Annotated in this window: 7 protein-coding genes; 2 read left to right on the forward strand and 5 right to left on the reverse strand. The window is 42.1% G+C overall.

Translation table 11 applies throughout. The features are described from left to right. Window positions 1–209: 209 nt before the first annotated feature. The 5 genes from GYM74_RS10490 to GYM74_RS10510 all read right to left on the reverse strand — a co-directional run bounded on the left by GYM74_RS10490 (window position 210) and on the right by GYM74_RS10510 (window position 9,047). Window positions 210–347, reverse strand: a complete 138-nt coding sequence (locus GYM74_RS10490) for a hypothetical protein (RefSeq protein WP_220218163.1) — start codon at window positions 345–347, stop codon at window positions 210–212. A gap of 2,093 nt (window positions 348–2,440) precedes the next feature. After that, window positions 2,441–3,979 carry a murein biosynthesis integral membrane protein MurJ gene (gene murJ / locus GYM74_RS10495; RefSeq protein ID WP_220218164.1) on the reverse strand — a complete coding sequence of 513 codons (1,539 nt, stop codon included), beginning with the start codon at window positions 3,977–3,979 and terminating at the stop codon, window positions 2,441–2,443. A gap of 139 nt (window positions 3,980–4,118) precedes the next feature. Then, entirely contained in the window at window positions 4,119–5,474 is a 1,356-nt protein-coding gene (locus GYM74_RS10500; RefSeq protein WP_220218165.1) for a citrate/2-methylcitrate synthase, read from the reverse strand. Window positions 5,475–5,493: 19 nt separating this feature from the next. After that, on the reverse strand, window positions 5,494–6,756 hold the full coding sequence (gene icd / locus GYM74_RS10505) for an NADP-dependent isocitrate dehydrogenase (protein WP_220218166.1): 1,263 nt from the start codon (window positions 6,754–6,756) through the stop codon (window positions 5,494–5,496). A 20-nt stretch (window positions 6,757–6,776) separates the two neighbouring features. Beyond that, window positions 6,777–9,047: an aconitate hydratase gene (locus GYM74_RS10510; protein ID WP_220218167.1), complete on the reverse strand. Its 2,271-nt coding sequence runs from the start codon at window positions 9,045–9,047 to the stop codon at window positions 6,777–6,779. Window positions 9,048–9,457: 410 nt separating this feature from the next. On the opposite strand from GYM74_RS10510, the gene GYM74_RS10515 reads away from it, so the two are divergent. Both GYM74_RS10515 and pepT read left to right on the forward strand, forming a co-directional pair. After that, the gene (locus tag GYM74_RS10515) at window positions 9,458–11,017 is read left to right on the forward strand and encodes an AbgT family transporter (protein ID WP_220218168.1); all 1,560 of its coding nucleotides are present in this window, start codon (window positions 9,458–9,460) and stop codon (window positions 11,015–11,017) included. A 25-nt stretch (window positions 11,018–11,042) separates the two neighbouring features. Beyond that, window positions 11,043–12,275, forward strand: coding sequence for a peptidase T (gene pepT, locus GYM74_RS10520; RefSeq protein ID WP_220218169.1), 1,233 nt, complete (start codon window positions 11,043–11,045; stop codon window positions 12,273–12,275). Window positions 12,276–12,280: the final 5 nt, after the last annotated feature.

Consider the following 12,280-nt stretch of genomic DNA (forward strand, 5'->3'; position numbering starts at 1 on the left):
TACTAAAACGTGTGTGTTTTCTGAAAGTTCTTGTCAGTGGTTTGTGTTTTTTTGCTTAAACGCCTATATTTTCTGAAACTTCTTGACAAGTTTTTTACTTTCTTTGAAAGTTGTAGGTTTTTTGTCTGCAGGTTTCGGACGCTGTGAATTAGTTGATATTTTCATTTCGGTGTCTGCGTCCGAATAGGGGGATTTTATGCGAAATCCCCCTATACCCCCTCGCAGCACCACCCAAAGCGGTCTAGCGACTGCCCTCCGCCTTCGTTCGGTCTTAACGCACCGGCGCTGATTTGTTCCCGACAAAGCAGCGCCTCGCCAAACATCCCTGTTTGGCGTGCTAACCTCACTCAGTTGTCGGCGCTTTGTGAAGGTGCAATCTGGTGCACTTGTTTGCTTTTGTGGAAGATAACGGTATGGGTCTCGGGGTATTTTGAAAATATCTTAAAAATTTTGTTTTTATACTAAAACGTGGGTGTTTTCTGAAAGTTCTTGTCAGTGGTTTGTGTTTTTTTGCTTAAACGCCTATATTTTCTGAAACTTCTTGACAAGTTTTTTACTTTCTTTGAAAGTTGTAGGTTTTTTGTCTGCAGGTTTCGGACGCTGTGAATTAGTTGATATTTTCATTTCGGTGTCTGCGTCCGAATAGGGGGATTTTATGCGAAATCCCCCTATACCCCCTCGCAGCACCACCCAACGCGGTCTTCGACTGCCCTCCGCCTTCGTTCGGTCTTAACGCACCGGCGCTGATTTGTTCCGGACAAAGCAGCGCCTCGCCAAACATCCTTGTTTGGCGTGCTAACCTCTCTCAGTTGTCGGCGCTTTGTGAAGGTGCGGGTTGGTGCATTTGTTTGCTTTTGTGGAAGATAACTGTATGGGTTTTGGGGTATTTTGAAAATATCTTAAAAATTTTGTTTTTATACTAAAACGTGTGTGTTTTCTGAAAGTTCTTGTCAAGGGGTTGTATTTTTTGCTTAAACGCCTATGTTTTCTGAAACTTTTTGACAAGGTTTTTATTTCGTTAAAAGTTGCGGTTTTTTGGTTTGCAGGTTTCGGACGTTGTTGATTGGTTGATATTTTCATTTCGGTGTCTGCGTCCGAATTAGGGGGATTTTATGCGAAATCCCCCTATACCCCCTCGCAGCACCACCCAAAGCGGTCTTCGACTGCCCTCCGCCTTCGTTCGGTCTTAACGCACCGGCGCTGATTTGTTCCGGACAAAGCAGCGCCTCGCCAAACATCCCTGTTTGGCGTGCTAACCTCACTCAGTTGTCGGCGCTTTGTGAAGGTGCAATCTGGTGCACTTTTATGATTTGGTGAAAAGTTACCGTTTAGGTTTTGGGTATTTTGAAAATATCTTAAAAATTTTGTTTTTATACTAAAACGTGGGTGTTTTCTGAAAGTTTTTGTCAAGATTTCGTGTTTTTTGCTTAAACACCTATATTTTCTGAAACTTTTTGACAGGATTTTATGGGTGATGAAAGTCATAGTTTTTTGATCTTTAGGTTTCGGACGCTGGGAATTTGATTGATTTTTTCCTAATGATGTTAGCGTCCGAATAGAAGGACTCTGTGCATAATCCGCCCCCTCTCCGTACAACATTGCACTAAGCGATTTTCCAATAAACATAAAAATTTTTGACAAGAACTTTCAGAAATTATATACGTTTAAGTAAAAAATTTTAGCATTTAAAAATATCCCTAAATCCCCTACCGCTTCTTTTCCCAAAAGCAAACAAGTGCACCAGACCGCACCTTCACAAAGCGCCGACAACTGAGTGAGGTTAGCATGCCAAACAAGGATGTTTGGCGAGGCGCTGCTTTGTCCGGAACAAATCAGCGCCGGTGCGTTAAGACCGAACGAAGGCGGAGGGCAGTCGCCAGACCGCTTTGGGTGGTGCTGCGAGGGGGTTATTAGGGGGATTTCGCACCAAATCCCCCTAATTCGGACGCCGACGTCGAAATGAAAATATCGACTAATTCACAGCGTCCGAAACTTGCAGATCAAAAACTTATAACTTGCAAAAACCCACAAAGTCTTGTCAAAAACTTTCAGAAAACATAGGTGTTTAAGTAAAAAAATTTTTGCACTTAAAAAATATCCTAAATCCCCTACCGCTTCTTTTCCCAAAAGCAAACAAATGCACCAGACCGCACCTTCACAAAGCGCCGACAACTGAGTGAGGTTAGCACGCCAAACAAGGATGTTTGGCGAGGCGCTGCTTTGTCCGGAACAAATCAGCGCCGGTGCGTTAAGACCGAACGAAGGCGGAGGGCAGTCGCCAGACCGCTTTGTGTGGTGCTGCGAGGGGGTTATTAGGGGGATTTCGCATAAAATCCCCCTAATTCGGACGCAGACACCGAAATGAAAATATCAACTAATTTCCAGCGTCCGAAACCTACAGATCACCCCCCCACAGATAAAAACCTACAACTTCTTACCCCTAATCAATCCGTTTTATAAAATGTTTTATTTTAAATCCCATTGCCATTAATGCGGCAAAATAGATGATTATGCCGGCGATTACCAATAATAGTAATCGCCCTACACGCATTAGCATTGTTCCGGTTGACCAATTTGGTAGGAGTTGGGCGCCAAACCATAATACGGCTGACATGAGTATGACTGCGATGATCACTCGGGTTAAGAATAGATACCAACCCGGTTGCGGCTGGTAGAGTTGCTTTTTGCGTAATTGCCAGAAGAGTAATCCGGCATTAAAACATGCAGCCAGTCCGATTGATAAGGAGAGTCCGGCATGCTGTAGTGGTCCAATAAAAATCAAGTTCATCAGTTGGGTTAAGATAAGGGTTATTATGGCGATTTTTACCGGTGTTTTGATATCTTGTCGGGAATAGAAAGCCGGCGCCAGTACTTTGATTAATATCAGTCCAAGCAAGCCTATTGAGTAGGCAACTAATGCCCGTTGTGTCATTAAGGTGTCAGTTAAGGTGAAGTGTCCGTACTCAAATAGGGTTGAGATTAATGGGCCTGATATGACCCCTAGAGCAACAGTACTAGGTAGAGCGAGTAAGAAGCATAAGCGTAATCCCCAATCTAGTAGCTCGCTATATTGCTTTTGATCGCCGTTTGTGAAGCTTTTTGCTAATGACGGTAATAGTATTGTGCCTAACGCTACGCCGAGTACGCCTGCGGGGAACTCCATTAATCGGTCGGCATAATACATCCACGAAACTGATCCCGATACTAAAAACGAGGCGAAAATGGTGTTGATAATCAGTGAGATTTGCCCCACTGAAACGCCTAAAATCGCTGGTCCCATTTGTTTTAAAACTCGCCATACGCCGCTGTCTTTAAAGCTGATGCGTGGCAAGACTAACATGCCTATTTTTTTCAAATAAGGGAGCTGATAAAGGAGTTGTAATATGCCTCCAACTCCAACAGATACCGCCAATGCCAATACTGGCGGATCGAAATAAGGGGTGAGGAAGAGCGTGAAAATTATCATGCTGATATTAAGCAGCGTGGGCACAAAGGCCGGAACTGAAAATCGATTCCAGGTGTTAAGAATTGCCCCAACCAGCGATGCTAGCGATATAAAAAAGATATAAGGAAAGGTGAGCCGTAATAAGGTGGTGGCAAGTTCAAATTTTTCGGTCGAATCTTCCAAAAATCCCGGCGCAGTTAACATAATGATAAAAGGGGCGGTGAGCACACCAATTAAGGTGACCAGCGCCAGTACCAGTGTTAATAAGCCTGATACATAAGCGACAAAGGTGCGGGTAGCGTCGATGCCTTGCTGATTTTTATATTCCGCTAAGATTGGAACAAATGCTTGCGAAAAAGCGCCTTCAGCAAAAATACGTCTTAATAAATTAGGCAGTTTAAAAGCAACAAAAAAAGCATCAGTTGCCATGCCGGCGCCAAAAAAGCGGGCGATAATTGCATCACGCACAAAGCCTAATACTCGTGATACCATTGTCATTGAACTGACTGTTGCTAAAGATTTTAAAAGATTCATAGATGATTTTTATACAATCTTAAAGGGTTGGAACAGATAATGATACATAGTCTACAAACTATTGCTTTAAAGCACCATGCTTTTTTTATAAGCTCTGATTTCGATTTTACCGTCAGCAGTGTGCTGACGGCGGATAACATTAACGATCTTCAAGAGGAATAAATGGTTTAAGCTGACCGATGTTTTTATAGGCAGGTCGAATAATTCGGCGGTCATCAAAATTGAGCTCTTCAATTCGATGTGCACACCAACCGACAATTCGGGACATGGCAAATAACGGGGTGTAGACCTCTTTCGGTAAGCCAATCATGTCATAGACAAATCCGGAATAAAAGTCGACATTAGCGCAGACCTGTTTTTTGGTTCGGGCGTTTTTTCGATTAACAATGGCATTAATGGCACGTTGTTCAAGCAAGTTTAAAAAATCATACTCTTTTACTCGTCCCTTCTCTTTAGCCAGTTCGTACGCCATTTCTTTAAGTAACATGGCTCGAGGATCGGATACGGTGTAAACCGCATGTCCAATGCCATAAATCAGCCCTTTTTGGTCGAACACTTCTTTATTTAAGATGCGTTTTAAGTAGTTATCAATTTCGGTAACATCAGTCCAATCTTGGATCTGTTGTGCGAGGTGTTTGAGCATTTTACCGACTTGCAAATTTGCCCCACCATGCAAGGGTCCTTTTAACGAGCCGATACCGGCAGCAATTGAGGAATAAGTATCGGTGCCGGTTGAACTGGTCACCCGTACGGTAAAGGTTGAGTTATTCCCGCCACCATGTTCGGCATGAATAATCAAGGCGAGATCTAATACTTTCACATCAAGTTGCGTATAACCTCCGGAGCCTTTCATCATATATAAAAAATTTTCAGCGATAGAAAAATCTTCATGCGGGTGGCGAATATGTAATGATTTGCCTTTGGCGCTATGGCTTAACATGTTATAGGCATAAGCAATGATCGCCGGAAATTTGGCAATTAAGTCAATTGATTGGCGCATTAAATTGTCTCGAGAAGTGTCATCTGCCTGTGGGTCATGGGTGTACATTTCCAGCACGGTTCTTGCTAAGATGTTCATCACATCGTGACCTTCGAGCTGCATAATGGCAATTTTGGTCTGTTTTTCCAGCGCCATTGATTCACAAAGTAATCGGGAAAAGTCACGCAGTTCTTCCGCATCCGGTAAATAGCCGGATAAAAGCAGATAAATGGTCTCTTCGAAGCCTGTTCGCTGCTCTTTTTGAGCATTATGTACCAGATCGTCAATATTAATCCCACGATACAATAATTTTCCGTCAATCGGTTTTAATACACCATTATCTAACCGCTCATAGCCTAGCACGTCGCCGATTTTAGTTAATCCAACCAGTACACCTGTGTGATCAGCATTACGTAAACCACGTTTGACATTGAATTTTTCGAATAGCTGGGACTCAATTTTGCTGGTGTTTTTAATGGTTTCAGATAATTTATAAACCAAAAACTTCTCTTTCATTTTGTTTACCGCCCTTGTTTTATAAGTTATCAATTACCGCTTGGGTAAATTGACTTGTGGATAAGGGTTGCCCATTTTGCATAAAGCGGGCTAAGTCTGTTGTGGCTTTTCCTTGTTGAAATAGTTTTTCCATAGCTTGAGTAATCAGTTGCCCTACTTCATACCAACCTAGATAATCAAACATCATCACGCCCGATAATAACAGCGAGGATGGATTGGCTTGATTTTGCCCGGCAATATCCGGTGCTGTGCCGTGCGTTGCTTCGAAAATCGCATGTCCGGTCAGATAGTTAATGTTTGCCCCCGGTGCAATGCCAATGCCACCAACTTGAGCGGCAAGTTGATCGGAGATGTAATCACCATTAAGATTTAAGGTAGCCACAACGCTGTAATCTTGTGGCTTAAGCAGCGTATTTTGTAAAAAGGCATCACAAATCACATCTTTTATAATCAGTTTGCCGGATGATTTGGCCGCTTGTAAGGCTTCATCGGCAAGAGCTTGACCATTAGCTTTGGCCATTTTGGCATATTGATTCATGGTAAATACCTCATTGGCAAACTCGCTTTCGGCTAAGGCATATCCCCATTGTTTAAATCCACCTTCGGTAAATTTCATAATGTTGCCTTTATGCACTAATGTGACTGACGGTAATTGATGTTGTAAGGCGTATTTTATCGCTGCACGAATTAATCGCTGCGATCCCTCAATCGATACTGGTTTAACCCCAAATGATGAGGTTTTCGGAAATCGCACTTTGTTAACGCCCATTTGCGTCGATAAAAATTGATAGAATTTTTCGGCTTCGGGGGTGCCTTGTTGCCATTCGATGCCCGCATAAATATCTTCGGTGTTTTCCCGAAAAATGGTCATATTGACCTTTTCCGGATGTTTAATCGGTGATTCTACCCCTTTAAACCAGCGCACAGGTCGTAAACAGACATACAGATCTAATTCTTGCCGTAATGCCACATTAAGTGAACGAATTCCTTCACCAACCGGTGTCATTAATGGACCTTTGATCCCGATAAGATAGTGTTTAAAGGCATTAATAGTCTCTTGCGGAAGCCAGCTACCGGTGAGGTTGTAAGCTTTTTCGCCCGCCAGCACTTCGCACCATTGTACGCTTTTCTCGCCGTGATAAGCTTTTTTAACGGCAGTATCAAATATCGTTTTGGCCGCTGCCCATATCTCTTTGCCCACGCCGTCACCCTCAATAAAAGGAATGGTCGGATGATTTGGTACGATTAACTGTCCATTTTCAATTAAAACTTGCTGTTTCATCGGGTTTCTCCCTGTTATGTTTAATTGTGGTTAATTTGGGCTTTTAGCTTATTTAGGGCACTGCCTGCTTTATACCACTCAATTTGTGCTTGATTATAGGTATGCGCAACGGCAAAACTGTCAGTGGTGCCGTCTTGGTGGTGAAGCGTTAAGGTTAGATTTTTGCCCGGCGCAAAATCAATTAAGCCGGTAATACTGATTTGGTCATCTTGCCGAATTTTGTCGTAGTCATTTTTATCAACAAAGGTCAACGCTAACATGCCTTGCTTTTTAAGGTTGGTTTCATGAATGCGAGCAAATGATTTAACCACAATGGCTTTTACATTTAAAAAACGAGGCTCCATAGCAGCGTGCTCACGTGAGGATCCTTCGCCGTAGTTTTCTTCGGCAACAACAATCGAGCCTAAACCTTGGGCTTTCAATTTTCGGGCTAAGGCCGGAACAGGCATATACTCGCCGGTTTGTGCATCTAATACACAATTGGTTTTTTGATTAAAGGCATTAACGGCGCCAATTAGCATATTGTTAGCAATGTTATCTAAGTGCCCTCGGAATTTAAGCCATTGACCAGCCATTGAAATATGATCTGTTGTGCATTTGCCGGCGACTTTAATTAACAGCGGTTGCGATACAATATCTTGTCCGTCCCAGGGTAAAAAAGGCGCTAATTGTTGTAACCGCTCTGAATTTGGGGCGATATGAATGGTAATGTGACTACCGTCAGCTAGCGGCTCAATATAGCCGGCATCATCAACGGCAAATCCCTGTTTGGGTAGTTCATCCCCAAAAGGCTCCGGCAGTTTTACTTGTTGTCCTTGTTGATTAACAAGGCTGTCAGTGAGTGGATTGAAGCTTAACTTGCCGGCAATGGATAATGCCACCACAATTTCCGGTGAACAGACAAAAGCATAGGTATTTGGGCTACCGTCATTACGTTTGGCAAAATTACGATTGAATGACGTAACAATGGCATTTTTATGTTCATCTGCCACATCATCACGTCGCCACTGACCGATACAAGGACCACAAGCATTTGCCATAACTGCCGCCCCGGCTTGCTCAAAACGCTGTAAAATGCCGTCTCGTTGTGAGGTATATTTTACTTGCTCTGAACCGGGATTGATGATCAATTTCGCTTGCACTTTAAGCCCTAATTGATTAGCACTATCAAGCACTGATGCCGCCCGCATCATATCTTCATACGATGAGTTAGTACATGAGCCAATCAAGCCAACTTCCATGTTATCGGGATAATTGTGCTCAGCCACAGCAGCGGCTAAGGTTGAGATTGGATAGGCCAGATCGGGGGTAAATGGACCATTAACATAAGGCTCGAGTTCGGACAGGTTGATATCGATGACCTGATCATAGTAGTTTGCCGGTTGCGCTAACACGGCCGGATCGGCATTAAAGCAGTCCATTAAATCTTGAGCTAAATCCACCACCTCTTGACGCCCTGTCATCGCTAAATAGTCGGCTGATTTTTGGCTATAAGGAAAAATTGAGGTGGTGGCGCCCACTTCGGCGCCCATGTTACAAATAGTCGCTTTGCCAGTTGCCGATAACGATGATGCACCTTCGCCAAAATACTCGATAATTGAGTTGGTGCCCCCTTTTACCGTTAAGATCCCAGCCAGTTTTAAAATCACATCTTTAGGTGAAGCCCAGCCGGATAATTTACCGGTTAGCCTTACGCCAATGATTTTTGGCATTTTTAGTTCCCACGGCATGCCCGCCATAACATCAACAGCATCCGCCCCGCCAACACCAATAGCTATCATAGATAGTCCACCGGCATTTGGGGTATGTGAATCAGTACCTATCATCATTCCGCCGGGAAAGGCGTAATTTTCAAGAACAACTTGATGAATAATGCCGGCATCGGGTTTCCAAAAACCGATGCCGTATTTGTTTGATACATCCCGTAAAAATTGATAAACCTCTTGATTATTGCTTTGCGCAACAATCAGATCATCATAAGCATTTTTGTAAGCTTGAATCAGGTGATCACAGTGAACGGTAGAAGGCACAGCAACTTTGTTACGCCCGGAATTCATCAATTGTAAAAGCGCCATTTGTGCTGTGGCATCTTGCATTGCCACACGGTCGGGGGAAAAATTTACATAATCCTCACCTCGCTGATAAGCTTTGAGTTTCTCGCCTTCGGCAAGGTGGGTATAGAGGATTTTTTCGGTTAGGGTTAAGGGGTTTCCGATAGTTTGGCGGATGTGGTCAAGTTTTTGTGGATAGTGCTGATAGATGCGTTTAATTAAATCGAGATCGAAAACCATAATAAAAACCTCACTGCTTATATATCATACTTCGTGAAATATCATTTATTTTCAAACTGCATATTTATGCCATTTTTGTGACTAAATATTCACACACTATAGCACCAAATTTTTTTAATGCAATCGGACTCAATGAAAATTTATTATTATTGACGAGCAACGGTTTAATCGCTGAAATTGAGCCAATACCAGCATTTACACCGCCTTGAGAAATATACTATCGAATTATTGAGGATTAAGCTCATCAAAGAAAATATAAAAATAGGCTTTTTCATAAGTAATAATAATGTAAAAAAGTTTCAGAAATTACCTACGTTTGAGTATAAAAAAGCCGCTCAAAGCCTTGTTTGCCTGTATAATTAATCTATGCTAAATTGTCTTTCCGAACACTATTCAAACGTACTTTTTTTATGAATCAAACAAAAAATCAATCGCCAATACCTAGTGGCGGTTTTTTAAATACTATTGAACGAATTGGTAATAAAATTCCGGATGTCACAACGCTGTTTTTCTACGCTTTAGTTATCTGTTTTGTGGCTTCTTGCCTCCTGTCTTTTGTGAGCTTTGACTACATCAATCCGGTTACCCAGCAAAAAGTAGCAGTCGTTAATATGCTATCGCCGGATCATCTGGTGGTGTTTTTAACCAAAATGGTGAACAATTTTGTCTCCTTTCCGCCACTCGGTATCACTATCGTTGCCACTTTAGGGATTGGTATTGCCGAAAGTAGTGGCTATATTCATGTGCTACTTAAAAAGTTGTTAGCGGTCACACCCAAAAAATTAGTGACCCCGTCGGTTATTTTTGTCAGTATGGTATGCCATATTGCATCGGATTCGGCTTATGTGATTTTAATGCCGGTATCAGCAATGATGTTTTATGCAACCGGTCGTCATCCACTTGCCGGTATTGCCGCTGCATTTGCCGGATTAGCCGGCGGTTTTAGTTCGAGCTATACGCCGTCAATTATCGATCCCATTATGCAAGGCTTTACCCAAAGTGCGGCGGAAATTATTGATCCTAGTTATCAAGTCAATGTGCTTTGTAACTACTTTTTGAGTTTTGGTGGGACGTTTTTTGTCTTAATTGCTTGTTGGTTTGTCACCGATAAAATTGTTGAGCCACGTTTGCAAGCAACCATGCCATTAAATAAAGATCTACAGTTAGATAATATTGCTGATTCACCGGCAATCACGCCAATTGAAAATCGTGCTTTTAAAGTCGCTTCTGTGGTTTTTTTAATTATCGCCATTGGCTTAGTTTTACTTTTATTACCGAAAAACTCGTTATTACGTGCGCCGGACGGCAGCATGACCAGTAACCAAGCGCCGATCATGCAAATTATCGTTCCGCTATTATTTGTCTTTTTTGCGATTCCGGGCTTGATTCATGGGTTTATCACTGGCGCCTTTAAATCGTCACGTGATATTGTAAAATCAATGGAAAATATTATTAAATCACTGATTCCATTTATTGTGTTTGCCTTCTTTTGTGCCCAATTTTTATATGTGTTTTCACTCTCTCAAATCGGGACGTTAATTGCTATCGGCGGGGCTGAGTTTTTAAAAGCATTACATCTGCCTTCAGTTGTCACCATTTTTGGGGTGATTATTTTAACCAGTATGCTTAATGTATTAATTACATCAGCGTCGTCAAAATGGGCAATTTTAGCGCCAATTTTTGTACCTATGTTGATGTCAGTTGGCATATCGCCGGAATTGACGCAAGCCGCTTATCGCATCAGTTCAGCGGTTAATGTCAGTACGCCAATGTTTGCTTTTTATCCGTTAATCATTGCTTATTGCCAACAGTACTGCAAACAAACCGGCGTGGGTACATTAAGTTCAATGATGATCCCTTATACCGCAGCCTTACTGATTGCTTTGACGATAAACTTACTGCTATTTTGGTTTTTAGGTATTCCAATTGGTTTTGACAGTGGGTATGTCTATCCGCCAATCGAAAGTTAATTATTGATAAGGACGCAAACAAATTATGAATATGACTGAACAATTAGTTGAACGTTTTTTACGTTATGTCAGCATTCCCAGCCAAAGTGCAGCGGGGTGTGCTCATGTTCCTTCAACATCGGGACAAACACAGCTGGCCAAATTACTTGAGCAAGAGTTATTGCAACTGAATTTACAAGATGTGCATCTTGATGAACACAGTATTGTTACAGCAAAATTAGCCGGTAATGATCCTTCTGCCCCAAATATTGGTTTTGTCGCCCACCTTGATACCGTTGATGTGGCGCTTTCAGATAAGATTAATCCTCAGCGTGTCACTTTCACCGGTCAAGATATTTTATTAAACAAAGAAAAAGCGATCTGGTTTTGCGTTGATGAGCACCCTGAATTGATGAAATATCTTAATCAAGAGTTAATTGTCACCGACGGCACAAGTGTACTTGGGGCGGATAATAAAGCCGCTATTGCCGTGATAATGACCATGTTAGATCAGTTACAACAACAAAACCGCCCGCATGGCGATATCTATGTTGCTTTTGTGCCTGATGAGGAAGTGGGGCTTAACGGTGCCAAAAAACTTGATTTAACACGTTTTAAACCTGATTTTGCTTATACCATTGATTGTTGCGAACTGGGTGAAGTGGTGTATGAAACCTTTAATGCAGGTTCAGCAACCATTGAAATTCAAGGGGTATCAGCTCACCCTATGTCAGCCAAAAATGTGTTGGTCAATCCAATTCGAGTCGCTAACGATATTATTAACTGCTTTGATAGCTTCCAGACGCCTGAGCACACTGAAGGTAAAGAGGGCTATTATTGGTTTAATGATATTGTTGGTAATCAAAGCACCACTACGTTAAAAATGAGTATTCGAGACTTTGATTTAGCCAGCTATCAAGCTCGTAAAGCCTATATTCAAGAGGTGATTAAGTTAATTCGGGTTAAATATCCAAAAGCCAAAGTCGAATGTCATATTACCGATACCTATAGCAATATTGCTAACTATCTAGGTGAAGATCGCCGTTGTATTGATCTCATTTATCAATCCTTTGAGTTGCTCGGTATTAAGCCTAATACCATTGCCATGCGAGGAGGAACAGACGGTTCAGCGTTATCAGCACGTGGGTTAACGACACCAAATTATTTTACCGGTGCACACAATTTCCACTCATGTTTTGAGTTTTTACCGCTATCTTCTTTTTTGAAGTCGTTTGAAGTCACAATGAAAATCATTGAGCTGTCTGCAAAAGGGCAGTAATCTTA

It is taken from the genome of Gilliamella sp. ESL0405, assembly GCF_019469205.1.
Taxonomy (GTDB): domain Bacteria; phylum Pseudomonadota; class Gammaproteobacteria; order Enterobacterales; family Orbaceae; genus Gilliamella.

Coding starts and splice junctions, on each gene's coding strand:
- murJ (WP_220218164.1), bottom strand. CDS start 3,979: ATGAATCTTTTAAAATCTTTAGCAACAGTCAGTTCAATGACAATGGTA.
- GYM74_RS10500 (WP_220218165.1), bottom strand. CDS start 5,474: ATGAAAGAGAAGTTTTTGGTTTATAAATTATCTGAAACCATTAAAAAC.
- icd (WP_220218166.1), bottom strand. CDS start 6,756: ATGAAACAGCAAGTTTTAATTGAAAATGGACAGTTAATCGTACCAAAT.
- GYM74_RS10510 (WP_220218167.1), bottom strand. CDS start 9,047: ATGGTTTTCGATCTCGATTTAATTAAACGCATCTATCAGCACTATCCA.
- GYM74_RS10515 (WP_220218168.1), top strand. CDS start 9,458: ATGAATCAAACAAAAAATCAATCGCCAATACCTAGTGGCGGTTTTTTA.
- pepT (WP_220218169.1), top strand. CDS start 11,043: ATGAATATGACTGAACAATTAGTTGAACGTTTTTTACGTTATGTCAGC.